This window comes from Castellaniella defragrans 65Phen, from assembly GCF_000612685.1.
In the GTDB taxonomy this organism is placed as follows: domain Bacteria; phylum Pseudomonadota; class Gammaproteobacteria; order Burkholderiales; family Burkholderiaceae_B; genus Castellaniella; species Castellaniella defragrans.
Map to the genome: position 1 here is coordinate 2,548,891 of NZ_HG916765.1, position 25,176 is coordinate 2,574,066.

Genomic DNA, 25,176 nt, shown 5'->3' on the forward strand with positions numbered 1-25,176 from the left:
TGCCACTTGCCGCGATGCCCGCGGCCGGATCACTGATTGCGGTTGAACAGGCTCAGGCCCTGGATGGTCTGGAACGCGAGGCCCGCGCCTTCCAGTGCCATCTTGCGCAGGCTGAGCTGCGTGGAGGCCTCATAATAGTCCAGGTCCTCGATGTTGGACAGCGCCTGGGCGTAGCCCAGGTTGCGCTGGGAACCGCTGCCGTCCAGGGCGGTCAGTTCGTTCATGCGCGCGCCCACGGAAGCGCGCACCGTCAGCACGTTGTCGTAGCTGGTGGCGACCCGCTGCATGGTGGTGTTCAGCACGTTGCGCAGCGCCGCCGTGGCCTGGCCGTTGCCCGAGGAAGGCGTGTTCAGGGCGGCGATCGCGTCATCGAAGGACTTGAACAGATTGACGTCCTCGTGCTGCAGGGGCTTGACGTCGAACTGGTCGCCGCTGGCCGGCGAACCGGAGATCTGCACGGTGGTGCCATAGCCCAGGTCGAGCGTGGCCTGCCCGGACGCGAGGGTGAAAGGCGAGCCCGCGGGCGGGGGCATGGGGGTCCCGGTGGACGCATCCGTGACGGTGACGGTATAGGTCGTCGGGCTGGTGAAGTTGACGCTGAAGCTGTAATTCGCCGCGGCGTTGCCGGCCGAGCCGTCCGTCACCCCCGGCTGCCCCACCACCGCCGTGCCGGTGTTGCCCGCATCCGCGTAGGACGCATAGGCCCGCGTGCCCGGCTGGGCGCGCTGGAAGACGTCCGAACCCACGTCGCTGCCGGCGATCCGGCGCGTCTGGTCGGCCTGGATCAGGCGCTGCAGCGTATCGCCGCTGTAGTTCCCGCTGGCGTCGTAGGCGGGCGTGTCGCCCTTGGAGCCGGAAAACAGATATTGGCCACTGCCGTCCGTGGTGTTGGCGACGCCCATCAGGGAATCGCGCGCATTCTTCAGCACATTGGACAGGGTCGCCCGGTCGGAGTCCGACAGCGTGCCGTTCGAGGCCTCGACCAGCCGGGTGCGCACGTCCTGCAGCAGCAGCGTCAGCGAATTGAGCGCGTCTTCCTCCGCGCCCAGACCCTGGCTGGCGACCGCGCGGTTGTCGGCGTAGCGCGCGTTCTGGGCCTGGGACTGGGAAATATTGATCGCCTGCGAGGCGCCCAGGGGATCGTCGGCCGGAGAGACCATCTTCTGGCCCGTGCCGATCTGCTGGTAGAGGTGCAGCAGGTCGGCCTGCTGGGTGTTGATGGTCTTCAGGCCGGTCTGGAAAACGAGGCTGGAGCTGATGCGCATGATGGATTCCTGAAACGGGCGCGGCTTAGCTGCGCAGGGCGAGCAGGGTGTCGAACAGGGTCGAGGCCGTGTCGATCAGGCGTGCGGCGGCGCGGTACTGTTCCTGGAACTGCTGCAGATTGATGTATTCTTCGTCCAGATTGACGCCGGACACGGCCTGCTGCGCCGAAAAATTCTGGGAGATCAAGGATTCCTGGGCTTTCTGGGCCGTGGTATTGGCCTGCGTCTTGACCGCCACGTTGTTGACCAGTTTGGAATAGCCTTCGTTCAGGCCCATGGAGCCATTGGCCAGGACTTTCTTGGAACGCAGGGCGGCCAGTTCGAGGGCGTTGTCGCCGTTGGCGGTGCCGGCGCCCACGCCCGGGGAAGCCTCCCCGGCCGCGGCGACCTTGTCGGGATCGGTGATCGCCACCGTCATGGCGGCCGCCGCGTTGCGCGTGGGCTGGATCAGCCAGCTGTCGCCCGCCGCCGGGGTCATGCCCGCCGTGTCGATTTCCAGGCCGTCGAAGCTCAGGGTCGTGCCCGCCGCCGTGGGCGTCACGGCCGTGCCTTCGGGCACCCGCGTGATCGTGTAGTTCGTGCCGTCGAACTGGATCCGGTAGTCCTGGTTGGTGATCTTGGACAGATCCCCGGGCACGTAGGTGGCGGCCGGCGTGCCCGCCGCCGCGCTGTTGTTCTCGTTGCCGATGACCTTGGGCGTGCCCACGGTGAAGAAATCGCCGCCCAGGGTGCCGGACAGGTCGTAGCCCTGGGCATGCTGCTCGTTGATGGCGACCGAGATCCCCAGGGCGATGCGCCCCAGGTCGTTCTGGGTCGAGTCGAGGACGTCGGTACGGAAGGTCAGCAGGCCGCCCAGCTTGCCGCCGGTGATCAGCGTATCGCTCATCTCGACGGGGATGGTCGTGCCGCCCGGGCCCGGGACGGTGAAGCTGACGGCGGTGCGCGACGGGTCGGCCTTGGAAGGATGCGTTTCGAGATGGAAGACGGAATCCCCCCCCAGCACCGTCTGGCCATTGCCGACGGTGATGTTGACCCGGTCTTCCTGCACGTAGGTCTTGATGTCGATGAGCTGGCCCAGTTCGGACACGAGCTGGTCGCGTTGATCGAGCAGGTCGTTGGGCGGCTGGCTCGGATTGGTGGCCTTGGCCGTGGTGATCTGGCGGTTCAGGTCCTGGATGCGGTCCAGGTAGCTGTTGATCTGGCTGACGGTGGTGTCGATCTGGGTATTGACGTTGATCCGCTGATTGTCGATGAAGGCATTGGCATCCCGCAGCTGGGCCGCCAGGCTGTTGGCCTGGCCGATGAGCTCCTGGCGGGCGGCCACGTCGGCGGGAGCCGAGGCCACCGCGTCCAGGCTGTCGAAGAATTTCTGGATGGCCGGGGAAATGCCCACCGTGCGGTCGGCCACCAGATTGTTGATCTGGCTGATCTGGTCGCCATAGGCCTTGAGGGCGGCGCCGCGCATCAGCGAAGTGGCGAGCTGGTTCTGCAGGAAATTGTCGTAGGAACGCTGCACGCTGACGGCCTGCACGCCCCGGCCGATCCAGCCGGCGGAAGTCGACATGGCGCCCGCCGTCTCCGACAGGACGGTCTGGCGGCTGTAGCCGGCGGTCGCGGCGTTGTTGATGTTGTGCCCGGCCGTCTGCAGACGGTTTTGCGCGACCAGGAGGCCCGCCTTGCCGAGATTCTCCAGATTCATATGCTGCAATCCTATCGGTTGCGGTGCGCGCCGGAGGGGCGTGCACCGGAATTCTTCCCTGATGATAACGGCAGGCGCGCACGGAAATTTAGGTCCGGCGCGCTTAGGTCCGGCGCGCGGGGGCCGCGCCCTCAGCGGGCGTTGAAATACCCCATGATGGAAATCAGCTTGTCGGCATAGCCCGGGTCGGTGGCGTAGCCGGCTTCCTGGATGCGCCGGGCGGCGGCCTCCGCGGAAGGGGCGGTGGCGACCTTGCCGTAGCGCTCGCTGCCGCCGATCAGTTCGGCATAGTCCTGGAAGGACTCGGCATAGGAGCCGTAGGCCCGGAAAGGCTGCGACAGGCGGCGCGCCACGCCGTCCTCGTCATATTCGGTGGTCGTCACGTGGACCACTTCGCCGCGCCAGCCGCCGCCGGCCTTGATGCCGAACAGGTTGTGGCTGCTGCGGCCGTCGGGGCGCAGGATCTCGCGCTCACCCCAGCCCGATTCCAGCGCCGCCTGGCTGAGGATCAGCCTGGCCGGCACGCCGCTGCGCCGGGACGCCAGTTCCGCGGCGCCGGCCATGCGGTCCACGAAGGCGCGGATGTGTTCCGGCGCGCCCTGAATGGCGCCGCCGATCCGGTCGCCCGCGCCGCGCCGCGCCAGGCGGTCGATCAGGCCTTCGATGGAATCGGCCATCTCGCGCCGGCCCTCGCCGATGCGCGACTGCAGGCCCGGCAGGCGCGAGCGGGCCACCTCGGGCGGATCGCCCGAGGCACCGGCCGACGACTTCAGCACCCCGCCCCGCATCTGCGCCATCAGCGCGTCGGCCAGGCCCAGGCCGGGGTCGGCCATGGCCAGCGCGGCCTGCTCGTCGCCCAGGCTCTGGGCCATGCGCGTCGCCTCGGAGTCGAACAGGGACGGCATCTGCGCCGACTGCTGGCGCGCCTGCTTGAGCATCATCTGGATGAAGATCGCCTCGAACTGGCGCGCGACCTCGCGCTGCGGGTCCTGCGCGGCATCCCCCCCGGCCCGCACGCTCTGCTTCAGGGCATTCAGGCCGCTGAAGTCCAGCGCCGACGGCGTGGCGTCGGAACCGGGCAGCGGCATGTGCGAAACGAATCCCATGGCCGGCCTCAGATCACTTCCAGGTCGGCGCGCAGGGCGCCGGCGCTCTTCAGGTTCTGCAGGATGGACAGCAGGTCCTGCGGCGTGGCGCCCAGGGCGTTGAGCGCCCGCACCACGTCGGCCAGGTTGGCGCTGGTGGTGACGCGCTGGATGGCGCCGCCCTCGCTGCGCATTTCGATCTGGGTGTTCTGCGTCACCACGGTCTCGCCGCCGCCGAAGGGCGTGGTCGGCTGGCTGACCTGCTGCTGCGGGCTGATGGTGACCGACAGGTTGCCGTAGGCGATGGCGGCCTCGTCGATGGTGACGGTGCGGTTCATCACCACCGAGCCGGTGCGGGCGTTGACGACCACCCGGGCGCGGGCGGGCGGCAGGCCGACCTGGAGGTTTTCCACCTGGGACAGGAAGGCGAGCTGGGCCTTGGGATCGGCGGGCGCGCGCAGTTCGATGGTGCGGCCATTCAGGGCGGTCGCCGTCTGCGCGCCGAACTTGCGGTTGAGCGCCGCCACGACGTTCTGGGCGATGCCGAAATCGCTGCTGTTCAGCTCCAGGCGCACCATGCCGTTCTGGGCGTAGGTCGTGGGCACGCCGCGCTCGACGATGGCGCCGTCCGGGATGGTGCCGCCGTTCAATTGATTGACCTGCACGCTGGCGCCGCCCTGGGACGCGCCGGCACCGCCGACCAGCAGATTGCCCTGGGCCAGGGCGTAGACCTGGCCGTTGGCGCCCTTGAGCGGCGTCATCAGCAGCGTGCCGCCGCGCAGGCTCTTGGCGTTGCCCATGGACGACACCACCACGTCCAGGCTCTGGCCCGGCTGGGCGAAGGCGGGCAGGCGCGCGGTCACCATGACTGCGGCGACGTTCTTCACCTGCATGTTGGTGCCCTGGGGCACGGTCACGCCCAGCTGGGACAGCATGTTGGTCAGGCTCTGCTGGGTGAAGGGCGTCTGGCGCACCTGGTCGCCGCTGCCGTCCAGGCCGACCACCAGGCCGTAGCCGATCAGCTGGTTTTCGCGCACTCCGGTGAACGACGCCAGATCCTTGATGCGCTCGGCGGCCTGCACGGCGCCCGGGAGCGCCAGCGCCCCCAGGCACAGGGCCAGGGCGCCGGCGGCCAGGCGGCGCGAAAGGAAGGAAAGCGGAATCAGCGATGCGGCCATGACGTCAGAACGGAGCGATGTTGAGGAAGAAGCGCTGCAGCCAGCCCATGGTCTGGACTTCGTCCATCACGCCCTTGCTGCGGTATTCGATGCGGGCGTCGGCCACCTGGGTCGAGGCCACCGTGCCGCTGCCGGTGATCGAGCGGGGGTCCACCACGCCCGAGAAGCGCACGTATTCGCTGCCCCGGTTGATGGCGATCTGCTTTTCCCCGGCGATCTGCAGATTGCCGTTGGGCAGCACCCCGATGACCGTGGTGGTGAGCGTGCCCGTGAACAGATTGGTGGCGCTGCTGGACCCCTTGCCCTCGGACTTGTTGCCGCTGTCGGTTTCGAAGTTCTGCTTGGCCCCCAGGTCGGTGGGCAGGATCGCCGGCGCCAGGCCGATGGTCATGCTGGAACTGCCGCTGCGGTCGGTGGACGTGCCGACCGTCTTGGCGGCATTGGTCTTTTCCTGGATCACGATCGTGACGATGTCGCCCACGTTGCGCGGCCGGCGGTCCTCGAACAGGGGATAGTTGCCGTAGGCGGTGGGCTGGTAGATGGAGCCGTTGGCTTCCGCCGCGGGCGCCGCCGGCGGCGGGGGCGGCGCGGTCAGCGGCCCCGTGACGATCGGCTCGGGCGGCACCAGCGCGCACCCGGACAAGACCAGCGCCAGCACTGCCGCACACGCGCCCGCCGCACCCCGCAATCCCTTCATGGACATCCTGGTTACATCTGGGTCAGGCGGGCGAGCATCTGGTCGGACGTCTGCACTGCCTTGCTGTTCATCTCGAAGGCACGCTGGGTGGTGATCATGTTCACCAGTTCCTCGGCCACGTTGACGTTGGACGTTTCGACGTAGTTCTGCAGCAGCACGCCCGCGCCGTCCAGGCCGGGCTGCAGCACGTTGGCCGGCCCCGAGGCATCCGTCTCGGCGTACAGGTTCTCGCCCAGGCTCTGCAGGCCGGTCGGATTGATGAACGTGGACAGCTGCAGCTGGCCGACCTCGACGTTGGTGCCGGTCGCGCCCGGCTGGGTCACGGACACCGTGCCGTCGCGCGCGATCGTGATGGTGAGCGCGTTGTCGGGGATGTTGATGCCCGGCTGGATGGGATAGCCGCCTGCCGTCACCAGCATGCCGTTCTGGTCGCGCTGGATGCTGCCGTCGCGCGTGTAGGCGAAGGTGCCGTCGGGCAGTTCCACCTGCAGGAAGCCGTTGCCCTGGACGGCCACGTCCAGCGCATTGCCGGTTTCCTTCAGGTTGCCCTGGGTGTGGATGCGCTCGGTGGCCACGGTGCGCGCGCCGGTGCCCAGCTGCAGGCCGGAGGGCAGCTGGTTGGCCGCGCCGACGCTGGCGCCGGGCTGGCGGATCGTCTGGTACATCAGGTCCTCGAACACGGCGCGGCTGCGCTTGAAGCCCGTGGTGTTGACGTTGGCCAGGTTGTTGGAAATCACGTCCATGCTGGTCTGCTGGGTTTCCAGACCGGTCTTGGCGATCCACAGGGAACGTATCATGTCTCTGGGTCCTGTTTCGGGGGCGCCGGGCTCAGCCCGCCGCCGAAAGAATCGAATTGCCGCGTTCCGCGTTGGTGCTGGCGTTCTTGATCACCTGCATCTGCTGCTCGAACTGGCGGGCGTTGGAAATCATGGCCACCATCATGGCGGCCGGATTGACGTTGCTTTTCTCGACGAAGCCCGGCGCGATCTTGACTTCCGGGGCGGCCTGGGCGGGCTGGCCCCCCGCCAGGCGGAACAGGCCGTCGTCGCCGCGCACCAGCTGGTCCTGGGGCGGATTGACCAGTTTCAGCTGCGCCAGCAGCTGGATGTCGCGCGGATTGTCGCCGGCGCCCAGGGCGCTGATCTGGCCGTCCGTGGCGAAGGTCACGCTGCCGCGCTCGGGGATCTCGATGGGGCCGCCGTCGTTGGACAGCACCGGCAGGCCGGTGTGCGTGACCAGCTGGTTCCGGTCATTGACGGCGAACTCGCCCGCGCGGGTATAGGCCTCGCCCTGCGGGGTCTGCACGGCGAACCAGCCGTCGCCGGCGATGGCCGCGTCCAGGGCATGGCCGGTCTCGGCCATGGTGCCCTGGCGGAAATGGCTGCCCGGGGTGGACGCCACGGTACTGACCCGGGTGGGCAGCTCGCCCGCCTGGGGCACCACCGGCACGGAGCGGTAGATCGCCATCTGCTCGCGGAAGCCGGCCGTGGCCACGTTGGCCATGTTGTTGGCGATGACCGACTGCTGCTCCAGGATGCGGGCCGCGCCGTTGGAGGCGGTGTAGAGGATGCGATCCATGCCGGGCTACCGCGGTCAGCGCATGGCCATCAGGGTCTGGAGCACCTGATCCTGCGTCTTGATCGTCTGGGCGTTGGCCTGGTAGGTGCGCTGGGCGATGATCAGGTTGACCAGTTCCTGGCTCATGTCCACGTTGGATTCCTCGACCGCCTGCCCCTTGACGCTCGCCAGCCCGTTGCTGCCCGGCGTGCCCATGATGGCCTGCCCCGAGGAGGCGGTCTCGACCCAGGCGTTGCCGCCCACCGACTGCAGCCCCTGCAGATTGTTGAAGTCCGCCATGGCCACGAAGCCGGTGGTCTTCTTGGCGCCATTGGTGTAGTTGGCCACCACGGCGCCGTCGGTCCCGATCGACAGGCTGGCGAATTCGCCCGAGGCATAGCCGTCCTGCACGAAATTGGTGGTATAGCCGCCGGAGAATTGCGTCGAATCGTCGTAGCTGACGGTGACGTTGAGCGCCGCGGCACCGCCCGCCGCCGGCAAGGCGATCGTCCCGGTGGGTGCCGCCGGCGTCGTCACCAGCCGGCCCGCCGTGTCGAAAGTCAGGTTGGCCGAGCCGACATTGCTGGTCGTGCCCGTCGCCGGATCGGTATATTGATAAGTGACGGTCCAGGCATTCGTCCCGGTGCGCTGGTACACCTGATCGACCCGGTGCGCCTTGCCCAGGGAGTCGTACACCGTGACCGGCGTCGAGGTGGAAAAGGTGGTGGGATCGGTCAGGTCGGGGGCGGGAACCGGGGAGAGGATGTCCGCATCCGCATCGAGGTTGAGCTTGTTCTTGACGGTTTCCGTGAACTTGGGCTCGATGTTGCCCACCGGCACGGTCAGGCCGACCAGGCCGCCGCCCATGATCGGGCGCGGCGGCGTCACGCTGTTGTCGACGTTGAACCCCATCAGCTGGTTGCCCTGGGCATTGACGATGCGGTTTTCCTTGTCGCGCGTGAACTGCCCGTTGCGGGTGTAGAACGTGGTGCCGTCCGTCGGGGACGTGATGACGAACAGCCCGCGGGTGCCGTCGATGGCGATGTCGAGCTCGTTGCCCGAAACGGACAGGACCCCCGTCGTGAAGCGCTGCGTGACCCCGGCCATCTGGACCCCCAGGCCGACGCGCGAACTGGCATAGATATCGGCGAAGGCGGTGGACGCTGCCTTGAAGCCGACCGTCTTGGCGTTGGAGATGTTGTTGCCGATGACGTCCAGATCCTGCGAGGCGGTGTTCAAGCCGCTGAGACCTTGTCCGAAACCCATGGTTGACCTCTTTCAGTGCGTAGTGCGTTGATTCGTGGAAACGGCGGCGCCGTGCGGCCGCCGTCCGGATTACATGACCTGCCGGACGTCCAGCAGGGAAATCTTTTCGCCCAGGGCCAGATTCAGCCGCAGGCCCTCGGCGGTGTAGGCGACGCTGCCGATGTGGCCGGAGGTGAGCGCCTCGGCCGAGACCGGCTGGCCGTTGGCGTCGGACGCCGCCACCTGGACGGTGTAGGCGCCGTCCGGCACGGCGACGCCCGCGGCGTCCAGGCCGTCCCAGCTCAGGGGATAGATGCCGGCGTCCTGCGCACCGAATTCGTAGATGCGCACGGCCTTGCCGGTGGCGTCCAGGATGGAGACCGTGGTCTTGGCGGCGCCGGACATCAGGTCGATGCCGAAAGGCGTGGCGATCTTGGCGCCCGTGTCCGGATCGCTGCCCAGGGAGATCTTCTCGCCCGGATACAGGATGTCCTTGCCGATCAGGCCGGCGGCCTGCAGCGACTGGGACATGTCCATCTGGCCCGAGAGGGCCAGCAGGGTGTTGTTCAGGCTCTGGATGCCGTTGACCATGGACAGCTGCGCGATCTGCGTGGTGACCTCGGCGTTGTCCATGGGATTCAGGGGGTCCTGGTTCTGCAGCTGCGTGACCAGCAGGGTCAGGAAGCGGTCCTGGGTGTCGCCCAGCAGGCTGCTGGACTGCGCATTGGCCAGCGTGGAAGCGGTGCTCGTGCCGTAGACATCGTTGACGGTGGTCATGGCGGGACTCCTTATTGACCCAGGGTGAGGGTCTTGGCCATCAGCGATTTGGCCGTGTTGATGACTTCCACGTTGGCCTGGTAGGAACGCGAAGCGGAAATCATGTTGACGGTCTCGGCGACGACATCGACGTTGGGCAGGGTGACGTAGCCCTTGGCGTCCGCCAGGGGGTTGCCGGGATCGTACTGGATGCGCGGGGGCGCGTTGCTTTCGAGGACCGAGGCGACCTGCACGCCGCCGACGGCCTCGGAGCGGGCCGAGGGCGTCATCTGGAACACGACCTGGCGGGCCCGGTAGGGCTGGCCGTCGGGGCCCGCGGCGCTGTCGGCGTTGGCGATGTTGCTGGCCGACACGTTCATGCGCTGGGATTGGGCCGACAGCGCCGAACCGGCGATCTGGAAGATGCTGAAGGTGGACATGGCGGTTTCCGTGGCGCGGCCGGTTATTGCTGGATCGCGGCCAGCAGGGATTTGATGCGCCCGTTCAGCACCTGCAGGTCGGTCTGGTAGCGCAGGGTGTTGTCCGCGAACTGCACGCGCTCGACGTCCATCTCGACCGTGTTGCCGTCCAGGCTGGGCTGGGTGGGCACGCGGTAGAGTTCTTCGGCGGGGCCGCTGGTGTGGGCGCTGGCCGGGATGTGGCGCGCCGAGGTCAGCGTCAGGGACGTGTCCGGCAGGCGCGGCAGGCCTCCCTCGCCCATCGCGTCGCGCAGGGTGGCGTTGAAATCGACGTCGCGCGCCTTGTAGTTGGGCGTGTCGGCGTTGGCGATGTTGGACGCCAGGATTTCCTGGCGTTGCTGACGCAGGGCCAGGGCTTTCTGGTAGAACTCGAAGTCCTTGCCGATTCGATCGATCATGGCTTTACACTGAAACGGATGAGCAGTGTGCGCCGCCACCGTGCACCAAATGATCCCCCGACCATTCGCGGTTTTCTCGCACGCCATCATAGTACGGTCCCCGTCAGGGGGATAAACGCCAAAACAAGGCGGGGATTGAAGCCCTATTCGTCCGATGCGGGCCGGACACCGGCCTGCGCACGGCGGCCCCGGGCGGCCCGCGGCCCCCGAAGCCCGGCGCTGCGGGTTCGAACCCGCCGGCGAGACACTACAATGGGGCGATGCGCGCATCCCGATTCCTGCCGTCCCTGCTGCTGGCCGCCGTGCTGCCGGGGCCGGCGCACGCCCAGGCGGCCCGCCCCGCCCTGCAGGACCCGGCGGCCGTCGTTGCCCAGGTCGAGACCCTGCTGCAGGACCGGGCGGCGGACTGGCCGGGCCGCGCCGTCATCCACGTGGACGCCCCCCGCATCGTGAACCAGCCGGCCTGCGAGCGGATGGAGGCCTTCCTGTCCGGCTCGGGCCTGCAGCCGCGCACGCCCGTCGGGGTGCGCTGCCTGGCACCGCAGCCCTGGACGATCTACGTGCAGGCCAGCGTCCAGATCCTGGGCACCTATTTCGTCGCCAACCGCCTGATCCGGCGCGACGAGGTCCTGAGCCTGGACGACCTGGACACTCGCGAAGGCGACCTGCTGCGCAACCGCCGGCTGATCGGCGATCCGGCCCACATCGTGGGCTGGATCGCCACGCGCCGCATCCGGGCCGGCGGGCCGATCGAATCGGGCGCCCTGCGCGACCCGAACGCCATCGAACGCGGCCAGCAAGTCCGCACCATCGCGCGCGGCGTCGGCTTCGTCGCCACCGGCGAGGGCCAGGCGCTGGAATCGGGCGGCCCCGGCGCCCGGATCCAGGTCCGCACCCCGGGGGGACAGATCATCACCGGCACGGTGATCGACGCCCACACGGTCCAGGTTATGATGTAGCGACGGGGAACCCTAAAGAATCCGCCCGGCCCGCCGTTACGAGGGATGCACCAATGATCCTTCCCACCCAACCCGGAGACGAGTCTTGAAAATCAATTCCACTTCGTCCAACCCCCTGCTGAACGGGGTGGCCGGGGGAACGCGCAACGACACGGCCTCCCCTGCCGCGCCGAGCGCGGCTGCCGGTAGCCGCACGGCGGTCGATCTCAGTCCGGCCGCCCGCCATCTGGCCGCCCTGAACGACAGCGACGCCGACGTCCAGGCCGAGCGCGTCCAGCAGATCCGCGACGCGCTGGCCTCCGGCGAACTGAAGATCGACCCCAGCCGGATCGCCGACGGCCTGCTGGCCAGCGTCCGCGACCTCCTCAAATGAGCCTGGCGGACGACCTGCTGCAATGCGTCCAGGCCCAGTCGGGCCTGCTGGACGAATTCATCCAGACGCTGGAAGCAGAATCCGCCACCTTGCTGGACACCCCCACGAACCTCGCCCTGGCCGAACTGGCCCAGCGCAAGAACGACTACGCCGAACGCCTGGGCCGGCTGGACGGGGAACGCGCCCGGCTGCTGGGCGAACTGGACCAGGCGGACGACGCCGGCGGCATCGACGCCGTCTGCGCCGTCCACCCCGAACTGCGCCCAGCCTTCGACGCGCTGTTCGAGCGCGCCGACCGGGCCAGCCGCCTGAACCAGGACAACGGCCAGCTCCTGCGCACCTTCATGGAACACAACCAGCGCGCGCTGGACACCCTGCATTCCCTGGTCAACCAGGACCTGTACGACGCCCGCGGGCGCCTGCCCCGCCGTTAGTTTCGCCGCCGGGCCGCCCCAAGGCGAAAAGCGCCCCATCGGGAAGCAGCAAGAAGCCGCAGGCTGCGCAGCGTGGGGGGCCCTCTTTTCGCCGTCGGGCCGCCCCAAGGCGAAAAGCGCCCCCTCGGGGGGCAGCAAGCAGCCGCAGGCTGTGCAGCGTGGGGGCCCTCAGTCCGCCAGCAGTTCTTTCAGCGCATACAGCTTGAGCAGCCCGGCGTGGGCATGGCGCGGCGCGAGCCGGTCGGCGCCCAGCATGCGGGCGGCGACCCGGGCCGCCGGCGCCAGGGCCGGATCCTGGGCCAGACGCCAGGCCGCCAGCCCCATCTGGGCGACGAACACGGCCCGGTCCACCAGCGGTTCGCGGCCGGCTTCGGCCAGCAGCGGCGCGGCCTGCCGCCAGGCTGCCTGGCATTCCTGGCGCAGGATCAGGGCGCGGGCGATCCGGCCCGGATCGGGGTCCACCGCCATCCCGGCCACGGCGTGCCAGACTTTCAGCAGGCGCCCATCCCGGGGATCCACCGCCCGCAGGCTGAAGACCCGCACCGGCAGCGCGGGCTCGCCGCGGACGCGCAGTTCGGCCTCGCCCAGCGCGGCCCACCAGGCCGGCCGGGCGTCTTCCAGGCCCGCCGCCGACAGCAGGGGCCAGAACGTCTGCGCATCCAGCGGCTGATACATCAGGGACTGGACGGCGGCCGACAGGACACCGGGCTCGTCGTCGAGGAAGACCCGGGCGCGCGGGCTGCAGGCGGCCAGCCAGCGGCGCTCGCGGGCGCTCAAGGCGCGCAGCAGGGCCTGGCTGCCGCCGTCGAACACGTGCAGGACCGCAGAGGGCGCATCCTCGGTTTCGGTTTCGATCTGCGCCAGCAGCGCATCGGCGGCCGAAGGCGCCGGAATCCGCCCGCCGCGCTGCGCTTCCGGCCTGCCGCCCCCCGGGAGGACACCTTTCGCCTGGAGACGGTCCGACGGGAGGAACCAGGCCCCCTGCGGCGTATGCCAGCCGTCCGCCAGGCCGATCTGCTGGGTGGCCGCGGCCAGCGGCCGGCCCTGGCCGTCGAACCAGGCGGCCCCCGACCAGGCGCCGCGCCGGCCCTGCCAGTCCAGGGACTGGCGCGCATGCACGACCAGGGCCGGCTGGGTTTCGTCCAGGCCGCCGTGGGCGACCCGGCGCAGATGCTCGATGGCCTCGGCGGCCGGCGGCAGGCCGCCCGCCGCCCGGCTGCGCCACAGGTCGTAGGCTTCGGACAGCACCGGATCCTCGTCCTGCAGGGTCACGGCGGCCCGCAGCTGGTCCATGCCCAGCGCATCGCCGCTCGCCGAGCCGGTCAGCAGCTGCGGCAGCAGGATCTGCTGGCGGCGGCGTTCGGCGGCGGCATCGGGGCTGTCGGCCGGCTGCGTCATGGACAGCAGTGCCGCCAGGTCGGCCTCGGACGGCGCGTACAGGGCGCGGTTGGCCTGGATCGGCGCGAGCGCCCGGTCCACCAGCTCGGCTGCCGGCAGGAACAGCAGGTTTTCCGGGACCTTCTGGCCGTTGGATACGTAATGGATCGGCAGCTTGTAGCGGATCGCGGTGTCCAGCGCCGCGCCCAGGCGCGAGGCTTCGTCGATCTTGGAGACGATGCAGCCGCGCAGCGGCGTGCCGCCGTCGCCGGCATAGGACCGGGCGACCTCGTCCAGGGTGTCGCCATGGCTGACGGCGTTGAGCACCAGCAGGCGCTCGATCCTGCGGCCGGCGCCCGCCAGCAGGGCGGCCTGCTCGTGGATGTAGCGGTCGCGCTGGCTGATGCCGACATTGTCGATCAGCAGGGTCTGGTCCGGGCGCACCGTCTGCACGATGCGGCGCATTTCGTGGATGTCCTGCACGACGTGCACCGGCACGCGCAGCATCTGGCCGTAGATTTTCAGCTGCTCGTGGGCGCCGATCCGGTAGGTGTCGGTCGTCAGCAGCACCAGGCTGCCGGGCCCGCTGCGGCGCACGCAGCGGGCGGCGAGTTTGGCCACCGTGGTGGTCTTGCCCACCCCGGTGGGGCCGACCAGCGCCAGCGCCAGACCGGGCTGCCAGAGGGCGTCCTCGGCTTCCAGCACCGGCAGATGGCGGACCAGTTCGTTGCGCGCCCACTGGAAGGCGGCCCGGGCGCCGGCCTGTTCCGGCATGTGCTTGAGCATGGCCCGCAGCAGGGCCGTGCTGAAGCCGAAGCGCAGCAGGTTCTGGAACAGCGTGACCGCCTGCGGCGAGCGGCGCAGCTGGCTGCCCCACAGCAGTTCGTCGATGCGGGTTTCCAGGGAGCCCTTGAGCTCGCCGATGGCGCCCATCAGGTCCGCGCCCGGCATGCCGGGCGCAGGCCCCGCGGCGGCATGCGGCGCCGGGGACGGGGCGCGGCGGCGGGCCGGGGCGCCGCGGGCGCCGCCGGGCGGGCGGGGGCGGCGGACGGACCGGCGTCCGGCAGGGACGTCTGGTCGGTGGCGAGGATCTCCACCCCGCCGTTGACCCGCTTGTTGGAGATGATCAGGGCATCGGGCCCCAGCGCGAGGCGCACCTGGCGCAGGACCTCGCGGTTGGTGGCACCGAAGAAACGACTGATGTTCACGCAGGACTCCCGCCGACGACTGCAGTGACCCGAATGATACGCTCTTCAGGGATCTCGGCGCTGGAGAGCACCGCCATGTGCGGCAGGTGATGGCGCAGGAAGCGCGACAGCGAAGCGCGCAGCACCGGCGGCACCACCAGCACGGGGGCGTCGCCCCGGTCCTCCTGTCCCTGGACGATGCGCTCGACGTCGCCCAGCAGGTTTTCCGCCAGGCCGGGCTCCAGGGCGCCGCTGCTGCCCAGGGCCTGCGTCAGCACGCGCTCCAGGCGGGCGTCCAGGCCGATGACGCGCAGTTCGGTCTCGCTCGCGAACCAGTGCTGGACGATGGCCCGGCCCAGGGCGACCCGGACCTGCGCCAGCAGTTCGTCGGGATTCGGCCCGGTGCCGGCCGGATTGAGGGCGGCCAGGCGCGGGGCGTATTCCGTGATGGTCTCGAGGATGCTGCGCATGTCGCGGATGGGGACGTCCTCGTCGAGCAGGCTGCGCAGCAGGTTCTGCAGCTGCGGCAGGGAAAGGGTCTTGGGCACCAGGTCCTCGACCAGCTTGGGCACGTCGCGGGCGACGTGGTCGAGCAGCTGCTGGGTTTCCTGGCGGCCCAGCAGGCGCGAGCCGTAGCGGTGCATCAGGTGGTTCAGGTGGGTGGCGACCACCGTGGCGGTATCGACCACGGTGTAGCCCGCGATCTGCGCCTGTTCGCGCAAGGCCGGGTCGATCCAGAACGCCGGCAGGCCGAAGGCCGGGTCCTTGGTGGGCGTGCCCTGGACCGGGCCCGTCACCCCGCCCGGGTCGATGGCCAGCCACTGCCCGGTCTGGGCCACGCCGCGGCCGATCTCCACGCCGAACAGCAGGATGCGGTAGTCCGTGGGCTTGATTTCGAGGTTGTCGCGGATGTGCACGACCGGCGGCAGGAAGCCCATTTCCTGGGCGAATTTCTTGCGCAGGCTGCGGATGCGGTGCAGCAGCTCGCCGTTCTGCTGGTGGTCCACCAGCGAGATCAGGCGGTAGCCGACTTCCAGCCCGAGCGGATCGACGGGGGCCACGTCGTCCCAGCTCGCCTCGGCGGCGGCGGCCACGGCGGCCGCCTGCTCGTGGCCCGGATCGGCGGCGGCCGCCTGGAGGTCGCGCTGCTGGCGCTGCAGCAGCAGCCAGCCGCTGCCGCCGATGATGGCCGCCAGCAGCAGGAAGGCGACGTGCGGCATGTTGGGGATCAGGCCCATCAGCGTCAGGATCCCGGAAGTGATGAACATCACGTTGGGATTGGAGAACAGCTGGCCGATCATCTGCTGGCCCACGTCCCGGTCGTCGGCCACGCGCGAGACCACCACGCCGGCCGCGGTGGAGATCACCAGCGCCGGGATCTGCGCCACCAGGCCGTCGCCGATGGTGAGCAGGGTGTAGACGGTGCCCGCGTCGGAGGCCGACAGGCCGTGCTGGACCATGCCGACGATCAGGCCGCCGATGATGTTGATCACCATGATCAGCAGGCCGGCCACGGCGTCGCCGCGCACGAACTTGCTGGCGCCGTCCATGGCGCCGTAGAACTCGGCCTCCTGGGAGACCTCGGCGCGGCGCTTGCGGGCCTCGTCCTCGCCGATCAGGCCGGCGTTCAGGTCGGCGTCGATGGCCATCTGCTTGCCGGGCATGGCGTCCAGGGTGAAGCGCGCGCCGACTTCGGCGATGCGGCCCGCGCCCTTGGTGATGACGGTGAAATTGATGATCACCAGGATGATGAACACGATGATGCCGACGGCGAAGTTGCCGCCCACCAGGAAGTGGCCGAAGGCCTCGATCACCTGCCCGGCGGCATCCGGGCCCTTGTGGCCGTTGAGCAGCACCACCCGGGTGGAGGCGACGTTCAGCGACAGGCGCAGCAGCGTGGCGAACAGCAGCACCGAGGGAAAGGCGGCGAAGTCCAGCGGCTTGCGCGTGAACATGGCCACCAGCAGGATCATCACCGAGAGGGAAATGTTGAAGGTGAACAGCAGGTCCAGGATGAAGGGCGGCAGCGGCAGGATCATCATGGCGAGCACCATGAGGATCAGCACGGGCCCCGCCAACAGGCGGGCATGCCCGGAGCCTTGGGTCTTGAGAAAATCCAGGAAGCTGTTCATGAGGCGGGGACTGGCACCGGTTCAGGGCCGTGTTGCGGATCGAGTTCGGGCGGCACGCGCAGGTCCCGCGGCGCCTGCGGCAGTGTACCCGAGCCGTGCTGCCAGTTGCGCACCTGATAGACCCAGGCCAGCACTTCGGCCACAGTGGCGTACAGGGCGACGGGGATTTCCCGGTCGAGTTCGACGTGATGATACAGGGCGCGCGCCAGCGGCGGGGCCTCCAGCAGGGCGACGCCGTGCCGGTCGGCGATCTCGCGGATCTGCGCGGCGATCAGGCGGGTGCCCTTGGCCACGACCACGGGCGCCCCGCCCTGCCCTTCGCGGTAGCGCAGGGCCACGGCGTAATGGGTCGGGTTGGTGACGACCACGTCGGCCTCGGGCACGGCGCTCATCATGCGCCGCCGCGCCATGGCGCGCTGCTGCGAGCGGATGCGGCCCTTCACGTGGGGATCGCCGTCGCTGTCCTTGTGCTCCTGCTTGACATCGTCCTTGGACATGCGCAGCTGCTTGGCATGGTTCCAGATCTGCCAGGGCACGTCGATCAGGACGATGATGATGAGCGACGAGGCGATCAGCAGGCAGCACAGGGCGGTCAGGTCCAGCCCGCGCGCCAGGGCCTCGGTGGGCGCCATGCGCGAGAGGGCCAGCATGTCGTCGCGGTAGGCCCAGATGACCTTGACGCCGACGAAGCCGACCAGCCCCGCCTTGGCCAGCGTCTTGACCAGCTCGATGAGGGTCTGCGCGGCGAACAGGCGCTTGATCCCCGCCAGCGGGTTGAGCCGCTCGAATTTGGGCTCCAGGGCCTTGCCCGACAGCAGGAAGCCGCCCAGCGCCACCGAGGAAAAGATGCCGACCACCAGCAGCAGGGCCATGAACGGCAGCACGATCATCAGCCCGTGCCAGGCGGAGTCGCCGGCCACGTTGAGCATGACCTGGGGATCGCGCGCGATCCGGGTGTCGAACCACAGGCCGTTGAGCAGGATGCCGCGCAGCGTGCGGAAGATCGCATCGCCGCCGAGCCACAGGGCGCCGATGCCGCAGATCAGGGCCAGGAAGGTGCCCAGCTCGCGCGAGCGCGCAACCTGGCCTTCCTCGCGCGCCTTCTGGAGGCGCCGGGGAGTCGCTGGTTCTGTTTTTTCGAGATCGCTATCCTGGGCCATGCTCAGCCGACGACAATACGGACAGCCTGGATTGTAGTGTCCAGGCAGCCGGGGCGAAGCACGGATAAAAGCGCATTAGGCGCGGCAATTCAAGGGCTTGCAAGCCGGGCGGCGGCGGCGGGGGCGGCCGCCGGGGACAGGGCCTGCTCGAACTGCAGGTAATCCAGGCCGATGCGCACGGCCCCCCAGCGCGCGCCGTCCAGGTCCAGGGGCAGGGAGACGTCGGTGATGATTTCCCCGGTGTCGCGCATGTAGGTCTGGCACAGCACCCCGCCCCGGTTGCCGATCGCGCCGCGGCTGATCTGGTCGTCGAACAGGCGCTTGTCGCGCGAGTGCAGGGTGTCGTGCGCGACGTCGCCGGTGGGCGGGCGGGAATAGCGGCGGTTGTGCGTGGGCGCATAGCCGTTCATGTCCACCAGGATCGCGTAGTAGCCGTGCGGCACCTGCTCCAGCACCCCGTCCAGGATGCCCTGCAGGGTCTGGTCGATGGCCTGGTCGTAGGCCACGTGGTAGCGCGGCGGCCGGCTGCCGGGGATCTGGCGGTAGGCCTTGTCGAAGACGTCCAGGCCGTCGGCGCGGGCCTGGCGCAGCAGCGCGGCGCAGCGGTCGCGCAGCTGGCCGAGGCGGGCCGCCAGGTCGTCGAAGGGGGTGGCGCCGGTGCGCCAGGCCGCCAGCATTTCCTGCAGGCTCTCGGTCTGGGTGCGCACGCCATGCACCTGCTCGCGCATGGACTGCATGCGCTGGCGCAGGATGGCGCTGTGGTCGGCGATGCGGCCGATGGAGCGGCTCATGTCCTGGTTGGTCTGGTTGACCTGGGCGACGTGGTCGGCCACGCCGTCGAGCTGGGCGCCGACGCCGCCCAGTTCGCGCACCAGGGCGTCGAACTGCCCGGCGAACTCGTCCACCAGGCGGTCGGAAGCGCGCATGTCGGCATGGATGGACTGGCTCTGCTGTTCGGTGTCGGACACCAGGCCGAGGATTTCGCCGGTGTGCTGGACGATGTCGCCGGTGGCCGCGTTGACGCGCTCGGCCAGCTTGCCGACCTCGCTGGCGACCACGGCGAAGCCCCGGCCGGCCTCGCCGGCGCGGGCGGCCTCGACCCCCGCGTTCAGGGCCAGCAGGTGGGTCTGGAGGGCGATGTCCTTGATCAGGCGGCTGGTGTCCTCGACCGAGCGCGCCCGGTGGCTGAGCTGGGCGATGACCTCGGCGAAGGACTGCATCTGGGTCGTGACCCGGGCCACCCGGCGGTGCAGGTCGGCCAGCTGTTCCTGGGTGGAGCGCAGGCCGCCGAGCTGCTGGCGGAACACGCCGGCGGCGCCCGCCACGATGTCGTTGGTCTGCTGCGAGAGGCTGGCGATCTGGGTGCCCTGGGCCGACAGGCTCTCGGCCTCGCGGGCCTGTTCGTCGGCCATGGTCTCGCAGGCCTCGGTGTGCGCCTGCAGGCGGGCGGCGTTGATGGCGATGCGGATGCTGGACTGGCGCATGACCACGAAGCGCTCGCGCAGGGCCCCCAGGAAGCGCCCGACCGGCAGGGCGAGGGGGCTGAGGGTCCAGGCCCGGTCGTTCAGGGTGGCCCGACCGTGGCGCAATTGCCGGATCAGGCGCCCCAGCCCCAGGTATCTTCCGCGTGCAGTGGACATGTTGCCTCCGTGTGAAGAAGGCCGATGCCGGCCGTGAACCCCGGAGCCTCGCCGCTCCCTCCGGATCGGCTCATATTGAGTTTCAGACCTTACACGGGACTTACATTTCTCCCCGATGTCACATTGTCCAGGGAAAACCCCAGGCGGGGGGCGACAGTCCGCGGAGGACCGTCGCCGCGTGTTCAGAATCCAAGGCTGGCCAGGAGGTCGTCGACCTGATCCTGGTTGGTGACCACGTCGCTCTTGCCCGCGGCGTTGACCACCGGGCCGTTGAGCAGCGTCTTGGTCTCCTCGCGCTTTTCCTGGGGCACGTTGTCGATCAGCACCTGGACCAGCTCGGTCTCGATGGCGCCGATCACGCCCAGCATCTTCATGATCACCTGGCCGGTCAGGTCCTGGAAGTCCTGGGCCATGATGATTTCCATCACGTTGTTCTGCGAAGCCTGGGTCTTCTCGGGGACGTCCTTCAGGAAGGCCCGGGTGTCGTCCACCAGCGAGCGCGCCTGGTCCAGCTCGACCGGGTGGTCGAACCAGTCCTGCCAGCGGGCGTCCAGGGCCTTGGCGTCGCGCTGCATCGCTTCCTGCCAGGGCTGGATCTGCTCGGCGGCGTTGAGCACCCGGTTGGCGGCCTGCTCGGTCATCTGGGCCACGTAGTGCAGCCGGTCGCGCGCGTCGGGAATGGCGTGGGCGGCGTCCTTGATGGCCTGGTCCAGGCCCAGCTCGCGCATGCTCACGCGCAGCGTGCGGGTGAGCTGCGCGATGCGCTGGATCAGGTCCATGGAAGGTTCCGCGAAATCCCGTTGACCGGAAGATTGATCCGTCGTCATGATGCGCCTCCGATCAGAGTTTTTCAAATATCTTGTTCAGCTTTTCTTCCAGGGTCGCAGCCGTGAAGGGCTTGACCACGTAGCCGTTGGCACCGGCCTGGGCCGCCGCGATGATGTTTTCCTTCTTGGCCTCGGCCGTGACCATCAGCACGGGCAGGCTGGCCAGATTGGGATCGGCGCGGATGTTCTGCAGCATGGTCAGACCGTCCATGTTGGGCATGTTCCAGTCCGACACCACGAACTCGAAGCCGCCGTTGCGCAATTTTTCCAGCGCCTGGGCGCCGTCCTCGGCCTCGTCGACGTTCTCGAACCCCAGGTCCTTGAGCAGGTTCTTGACGATCCGGCGCATGGTGGGAAAGTCGTCGACGACCAGGATTTTCATCGTTTTCTGTACCACGGATCACTCTCCAATCAATAAAAAAAGCAGGGTATTCGGGTACCCGATGCCACTGTTCAAGTCCGTCAAACGCGGTGCCCGAAGGAGCCGGCGCTTTTCAGGATACGTTCGCTGAGTTCGTCCAGCGGGACGGCCTCCTCGGCGGCGCCGATCAGCAGCGCCTCGCGCGGCATGCCGAAGACGACGCAGCTCGCCTCGTCCTGGGCGAAGGTGCGCGCGCCCGCCTGGCGCATCGCCAGCAGGCCCTGGGCGCCGTCCTTGCCCATGCCGGTCAGGATGACGCCGATGGCGTTCTTGCCGGCCACCTGGGCGGCCGACTGGAACAGCACGTCCACGGACGGCCGATGGCGGTTGACGGGCTCGCTGTATTCCAGCTTGACCACGTAATTGGCCCCCGAGCGGGCGAGCTTCATGTGGGCCACGCCGCCCGGCGCGAGGTAGACGTGGCCGGGCAGCACGCGCTGGCCGTCCTCGGCCTCGTGGACCTGCACGGCGCATAGGCCGTCCAGGCGCTGCACGAAGGACTTGGTGAAGCCGGCCGGCATGTGCTGCGTGATCATGATCGCCGGGCTGTTGGCCGGCAGGGGTTCGAGCACGTGGCGGATGGCCTCGGTGCCGCCCGTGGACGAACCGATCATGACGAGCTTTTCGGTGGTGGAGAAATTGCCCGACAGGCGCTGCCGCGGCGCCTCGCCGCCCGGCTGGGCCGTGCGCGGGCGCAGCCGGGCATGGGCGGCGGCGCGGATCTTGTCGGCGATCATGTCGCCGTAGTCCAGCAGGCCGTCGCGCAGGCCGAGCTTGGGCTTGGTGACGAAATCGACCGCGCCCAGCTCCAGCGCCCGGATGGTGACTTCGGAATTGCGCTCGGTCAGCGAGGACACCATCACCACCGGCATGGGCCGCAGGCGCATGAGCCGCTCCAGGAAGTCCAGGCCGTCCATGCGCGGCATCTCGACGTCCAGGGTCAGCACGTCGGGATTGTGCTGCTTGATGAGCTCGCGCGCGATCAGGGGATCGGGCGCGGTGGCGACGACCTCCAGGTCGGGGTGGGCATTGATGATTTCCGTCATCAGACTGCGCACCAGGGCGGAATCGTCGACGCACAGCACGCGGATTTTCTTGTTGACGGCCATTTTTCAGCAGGACTCCCCCGGATCAGGCGACGGCGTAGACCGTCTGCCCCTGAAGGCGCAGGGATTTGGTCAGGTAGGTGAAGTTTTCCGAGTGGCCCGCGAACATCAGGCCGCCCGGCTTGAGCAGGGGGACGAAGCGCTCCAGAATCCGGGTCTGGGTCGGCTTGTCGAAATAGATCATGGTGTTGCGGCAGAAGATCGCATCGAACTTCTGGTTGATCGGCCAGCTGGGCGCGACCAGGTTCAGTTCCTCGAAGGTGACCATGTTGCGGATCACGGGCTTGACCATGGCCATGCCCGCCTGGCGCCCCGCCCCGCGCAGGAAGTAGCGCCGCAGGAATTCCTGCGGCACCGGCTTGATGCGGTCCAGGGTATAGACGCCCTTGCGCGCCTGGGCCAGGGCCTGGGTGTCGATGTCCGTCGCCAGCACCGACAGGCCGGCTTCCGACTGGCCACAGGCATCGTGCAGCGTCATCGCCAGGGTGTAGGGCTCCTCGCCGGTGGACGAGGCGCAGCACCAGACGGAAATCGGCTTGCGGCGGGTGCGCACGAAATCGGCCAGGATGCGGAAATGGTGCTGCTCGCGGAAGAAGGCCGTGTGGTTGATCGTGAAGGCGCTGATGAAGCGGTCCCACTCGTCGGCCTGCGGGTTCTGTTCCAGGAAGTCCAGGTAGCCGCGCACCGTGGCCGCGCCGGCGTGGTGGGCGCGCAGGCCCAGGGTGCGGGCGGCCATGTCCTTCTTGTGGTCGCCCAGGATGATCCCCGCCCGCCGGTGCAGCACCTGCACCGCCCGCGCCAGGTCCGCCCCGTCGGCCCTGGGAAGGGCGGGCTGCGAAAAATAGGAAGCGGAAGGCGCGTCGTGGATCATGTCGATGTCGGGGCGGGAAATCCGGAATCAGGCCTGTCCCAGCGCCAAGGCCGGGCGTCCGGCGCGCGGAGTATAGCCCAGTTGCCCGCCCTGCACCTCGACCACCTGCCCGCCTTCCTGGAGGCGGAAGGCGGCGACGGCCATGCCGAGCTGCTCGGCCTGGTCCTGCAGGGAGCCGGCGGCGCTGGCCGCCTCCTGGACCAGGGCGGCGTTCTGCTGCACGACATGGTCCATGTCGTTGACGGCCGCGTTGATCTGGCTGATGCCGTCGGCCTGCTCGCGCGAGGCCGAGGAGATCTCGTTCATGATGGCCGTGACGCCCTGCACCGAGCGGACGATCTCGCTCATGATGCGGCCGGCGTCCTGGACGCGCTCCGAGCCTTCGCGCACCCGCACCACGGAATCGTCGATCAGGCCCTTGATTTCCTTGGCGGCCTGGGCGCTGCGCTGGGCGAGCGAGCGGACCTCGCCGGCCACCACGGCGAAGCCCTTGCCCTGCTCGCCGGCGCGGGCGGCCTCGACCGCCGCGTTCAGGGCGAGGATGTTGGTCTGGAAGGCGATGCCGTCGATCACGCTGACGATCTCGCCGATCTTGCCCGAGCTCTGGGTGATGCCGGCCATGGTCTCGGCCACGCTGGTGACGGCGGCCCCGCCGCGCTGGGCCACGTCCGCCGCGGTCTTGGCGAGCTGGTCGGCCTGGGCGGCGTTGTCGGAATTCTGGCGCACGGTGCTGGCGAGCTGCTCCATGCTGGCGGCGGTCTGCTGCAGCGAGGCCGCCTGCTGCTCGGTGCGGCTGCTGAGGTCGGTATTGCCGGCGAAGATTTCCTGGGCGCCCAGGCGGATCTCGCCCACGCCGCTGCGCACCGAGGACACCATGCGCACCAGGCTTTCCTGCATGCGCTGCATCGCCAGGTAGAGCACGCCGATCTCGTTGCGCGAGGGCACGTGGATGGGCTCGGTGAGGTCGCCCGCGGCGATCCGGTCGAAGTGCTGGCCGGCCACGCGCAGCGGCCGCAGCACCACGCGCTGCAGGAACAGGTAGGCGGCCACGGCGAACAGCAGCGCCACGAGCATGGAAACGCCCACGATGAGGACCACCAGGCGCAGGTGCGCGGCCTCTTCCCCGATCGCCTGCGCGGTCAGTTCCTGCTGCAGGTCCTTGAGCGCCTGGGCGGCCTGCACGAAGTCGCGCTCGGCCGGCTCGACGGTCTTGGACTGGAGGTTCTCGTATTCCTCGATCTGGCCGGCCTTGAGCTGCGCCAGCACGGGCGGCAGCACCTTGTCGAGCAGGTGGGCGTAGGTCTGGCTGATCCGTTCGACGTGGCCCGCCTGCTCGCTGCCGGTCATCTGCGCCTGGGCGGCGCTGCGGAACCGGTCGAACGCCACGCGCGCCTGCCCCAGGCGGGTCTCGGCCAGGGCGATCAGGGCCCGCGAGCCATCGCTGAGCGCGCTGGAGCCGCCCGCCTGGCCCTCGCCGGCCCAGGCGGAAAGAATGGCGCTGTTGGCCAGGTCGCTGTTGACGACGATGCTGCCCAGGGTGCGCCCCATCAGCACCTGCACTTCGCGGTAGCGGCCGACGGACTCGTCCAGCAGGCGGACGGCCTCGTCGTCGGCGGCGATTTCCCGCAGGGCGTCATTGTTCATCTTCAGGGACAGCACGCCCAGCAGCGCCCCCGAAATGAGCATGATGAAGAAAAAAACGAGCACCAGAACGAGGCTGGTGCGGACTTTGAGCGCGCCGATGAGCGATCTTCCGCCTGATTGCATGTGGTCAAACCCAATGAATGAAACCCGTCGGGGGTCGAAACAAGGAAAGCCGCCCGGTGATCAGGCGACCGCGTCCTCGACCAGCGCCATTTCCTCGCTGGTCATGAGCTTTTCGATGTCCACCAGGATCAGCATGCGGTCGCCCACGGTGCCGATGCCCGTCAGGTGCTCGGTAGAAAAGGCGGAGCCGAACTGCGGCGCCGCGCTGATCTGCGAAGTCTGCAGGATCAGCACGTCGGACACGCCGTCGACCACCACGCCCACGATGCGGGACCGGACGTTGAGAATCACCACCACGGTCTGGGAGGTGTATTCCACGTTGTCCATGTTGAATTTCAGGCGCAGATCGACGATGGGCACGATCACGCCGCGCAGGTTGGTGACGCCCTTGACGAAGGACGGCACGTTGGCGATGCGCGTGACGGTCTGGCTGTCGTAGCCGCGGATCTCCTGCACCTTGAGGATGTCGATCCCGTATTCCTGGTTGGCCAGGGTGAAGATCAGGAATTCCTTGCCCTGGGTTTCTCCCTGCGCCTGCTTGGTGGGGGTGGCTTGATTCATGA

At 68.8% G+C, this 25,176-nt stretch carries 25 protein-coding genes; 3 read left to right on the forward strand and 22 right to left on the reverse strand.

Annotated features, from left to right (window positions below; genetic code table 11):
- Positions 1-29: 29 nt before the first annotated feature.
- The 11 genes from flgL to flgB form a co-directional block, all read right to left on the reverse strand.
- On the reverse strand, positions 30-1,265 hold the full coding sequence (gene flgL / locus BN940_RS11395) for a flagellar hook-associated protein FlgL (RefSeq protein ID WP_043683130.1): 1,236 nt from the start codon (positions 1,263-1,265) through the stop codon (positions 30-32).
- 25 nt (positions 1,266-1,290) lie between these two features.
- The gene (flgK, locus tag BN940_RS11400; protein ID WP_043683133.1) at positions 1,291-2,964 is read right to left on the reverse strand and encodes a flagellar hook-associated protein FlgK; all 1,674 of its coding nucleotides are present in this window, start codon (positions 2,962-2,964) and stop codon (positions 1,291-1,293) included.
- A gap of 131 nt (positions 2,965-3,095) precedes the next feature.
- Positions 3,096-4,070 (reverse strand): flagellar assembly peptidoglycan hydrolase FlgJ, encoded by a 975-nt coding sequence (flgJ, locus tag BN940_RS11405; RefSeq protein ID WP_043683136.1) that lies wholly within the window; start codon positions 4,068-4,070, stop codon positions 3,096-3,098.
- An 8-nt stretch (positions 4,071-4,078) separates the two neighbouring features.
- A complete protein-coding gene (locus BN940_RS11410; RefSeq protein ID WP_043683139.1) occupies positions 4,079-5,227 on the reverse strand; it encodes a flagellar basal body P-ring protein FlgI in 1,149 nt (382 codons plus the stop codon).
- 4 nt (positions 5,228-5,231) lie between these two features.
- On the reverse strand, positions 5,232-5,924 hold the full coding sequence (locus BN940_RS11415; protein WP_148304952.1) for a flagellar basal body L-ring protein FlgH: 693 nt from the start codon (positions 5,922-5,924) through the stop codon (positions 5,232-5,234).
- An 11-nt stretch (positions 5,925-5,935) separates the two neighbouring features.
- Entirely contained in the window at positions 5,936-6,721 is a 786-nt protein-coding gene (gene flgG, locus BN940_RS11420) for a flagellar basal-body rod protein FlgG (RefSeq protein ID WP_043683145.1), read from the reverse strand.
- A 31-nt stretch (positions 6,722-6,752) separates the two neighbouring features.
- Positions 6,753-7,502: a flagellar basal-body rod protein FlgF gene (gene flgF / locus BN940_RS11425; RefSeq protein WP_043683148.1), complete on the reverse strand. Its 750-nt coding sequence runs from the start codon at positions 7,500-7,502 to the stop codon at positions 6,753-6,755.
- Positions 7,503-7,517: 15 nt separating this feature from the next.
- Positions 7,518-8,747 carry a flagellar hook protein FlgE gene (flgE, locus tag BN940_RS11430; protein WP_043683150.1) on the reverse strand — a complete coding sequence of 410 codons (1,230 nt, stop codon included), beginning with the start codon at positions 8,745-8,747 and terminating at the stop codon, positions 7,518-7,520.
- A 69-nt stretch (positions 8,748-8,816) separates the two neighbouring features.
- The gene (locus tag BN940_RS11435) at positions 8,817-9,503 is read right to left on the reverse strand and encodes a flagellar hook capping FlgD N-terminal domain-containing protein (RefSeq protein WP_043683152.1); all 687 of its coding nucleotides are present in this window, start codon (positions 9,501-9,503) and stop codon (positions 8,817-8,819) included.
- Positions 9,504-9,514: 11 nt separating this feature from the next.
- A complete protein-coding gene (gene flgC / locus BN940_RS11440; protein WP_043683153.1) occupies positions 9,515-9,922 on the reverse strand; it encodes a flagellar basal body rod protein FlgC in 408 nt (135 codons plus the stop codon).
- A gap of 23 nt (positions 9,923-9,945) precedes the next feature.
- Positions 9,946-10,359: a flagellar basal body rod protein FlgB gene (gene flgB, locus BN940_RS11445; protein WP_043683156.1), complete on the reverse strand. Its 414-nt coding sequence runs from the start codon at positions 10,357-10,359 to the stop codon at positions 9,946-9,948.
- Between the two features lie 260 nt (positions 10,360-10,619).
- Between flgB and flgA the strand changes: the two genes are divergently transcribed.
- The 3 genes from flgA to BN940_RS11460 all read left to right on the forward strand — a co-directional run bounded on the left by flgA (position 10,620) and on the right by BN940_RS11460 (position 12,125).
- Positions 10,620-11,318 carry a flagellar basal body P-ring formation chaperone FlgA gene (flgA, locus tag BN940_RS11450; RefSeq protein ID WP_043683160.1) on the forward strand — a complete coding sequence of 233 codons (699 nt, stop codon included), beginning with the start codon at positions 10,620-10,622 and terminating at the stop codon, positions 11,316-11,318.
- An 85-nt stretch (positions 11,319-11,403) separates the two neighbouring features.
- Positions 11,404-11,691: a flagellar biosynthesis anti-sigma factor FlgM gene (gene flgM, locus BN940_RS11455; RefSeq protein WP_043683163.1), complete on the forward strand. Its 288-nt coding sequence runs from the start codon at positions 11,404-11,406 to the stop codon at positions 11,689-11,691.
- Positions 11,688-12,125: a flagella synthesis protein FlgN gene (locus BN940_RS11460; RefSeq protein ID WP_043683166.1), complete on the forward strand. Its 438-nt coding sequence runs from the start codon at positions 11,688-11,690 to the stop codon at positions 12,123-12,125. The genes flgM and BN940_RS11460 overlap by 4 nt, the downstream gene beginning before the upstream one ends.
- Before the next feature lie 168 nt (positions 12,126-12,293).
- Here BN940_RS11460 and BN940_RS11465 read toward each other — a convergent pair whose 3' ends face one another.
- The 11 genes from BN940_RS11465 to BN940_RS11515 all read right to left on the reverse strand — a co-directional run bounded on the left by BN940_RS11465 (position 12,294) and on the right by BN940_RS11515 (position 25,174).
- Entirely contained in the window at positions 12,294-14,453 is a 2,160-nt protein-coding gene (locus BN940_RS11465) for a flagellar biosynthesis protein FlhF (RefSeq protein WP_052355813.1), read from the reverse strand.
- Positions 14,435-14,710, reverse strand: coding sequence for a hypothetical protein (locus tag BN940_RS19870; protein WP_043683169.1), 276 nt, complete (start codon positions 14,708-14,710; stop codon positions 14,435-14,437). Before BN940_RS19870 ends, BN940_RS11465 begins: the two co-directional genes overlap by 19 nt.
- Complete coding sequence (flhA, locus tag BN940_RS11475) at positions 14,707-16,821, reverse strand: flagellar biosynthesis protein FlhA (RefSeq protein ID WP_043683172.1); 2,115 nt, start codon at positions 16,819-16,821, stop codon at positions 14,707-14,709. Before flhA ends, BN940_RS19870 begins: the two co-directional genes overlap by 4 nt.
- Positions 16,818-17,981, reverse strand: coding sequence for a flagellar biosynthesis protein FlhB (gene flhB, locus BN940_RS11480; protein WP_043683175.1), 1,164 nt, complete (start codon positions 17,979-17,981; stop codon positions 16,818-16,820). The genes flhA and flhB overlap by 4 nt, the downstream gene beginning before the upstream one ends.
- An 89-nt stretch (positions 17,982-18,070) precedes the next feature.
- On the reverse strand, positions 18,071-19,621 hold the full coding sequence (locus tag BN940_RS11485) for a methyl-accepting chemotaxis protein (RefSeq protein WP_052355814.1): 1,551 nt from the start codon (positions 19,619-19,621) through the stop codon (positions 18,071-18,073).
- 182 nt (positions 19,622-19,803) lie between these two features.
- Positions 19,804-20,448 carry a protein phosphatase CheZ gene (cheZ, locus tag BN940_RS11490; protein ID WP_043683177.1) on the reverse strand — a complete coding sequence of 215 codons (645 nt, stop codon included), beginning with the start codon at positions 20,446-20,448 and terminating at the stop codon, positions 19,804-19,806.
- Positions 20,449-20,461: 13 nt separating this feature from the next.
- On the reverse strand, positions 20,462-20,845 hold the full coding sequence (cheY, locus tag BN940_RS11495; protein WP_043683179.1) for a chemotaxis response regulator CheY: 384 nt from the start codon (positions 20,843-20,845) through the stop codon (positions 20,462-20,464).
- A gap of 65 nt (positions 20,846-20,910) precedes the next feature.
- Positions 20,911-21,978, reverse strand: a complete 1,068-nt coding sequence (locus BN940_RS11500; RefSeq protein WP_043683180.1) for a protein-glutamate methylesterase/protein-glutamine glutaminase — start codon at positions 21,976-21,978, stop codon at positions 20,911-20,913.
- A gap of 22 nt (positions 21,979-22,000) precedes the next feature.
- Positions 22,001-22,846 carry a CheR family methyltransferase gene (locus BN940_RS11505; RefSeq protein WP_043683182.1) on the reverse strand — a complete coding sequence of 282 codons (846 nt, stop codon included), beginning with the start codon at positions 22,844-22,846 and terminating at the stop codon, positions 22,001-22,003.
- A gap of 27 nt (positions 22,847-22,873) precedes the next feature.
- On the reverse strand, positions 22,874-24,613 hold the full coding sequence (locus BN940_RS20125; RefSeq protein WP_043683185.1) for a methyl-accepting chemotaxis protein: 1,740 nt from the start codon (positions 24,611-24,613) through the stop codon (positions 22,874-22,876).
- A 60-nt stretch (positions 24,614-24,673) separates the two neighbouring features.
- Positions 24,674-25,174, reverse strand: a complete 501-nt coding sequence (locus tag BN940_RS11515; RefSeq protein ID WP_043683188.1) for a chemotaxis protein CheW — start codon at positions 25,172-25,174, stop codon at positions 24,674-24,676.
- Positions 25,175-25,176 lie beyond the last annotated feature (2 nt).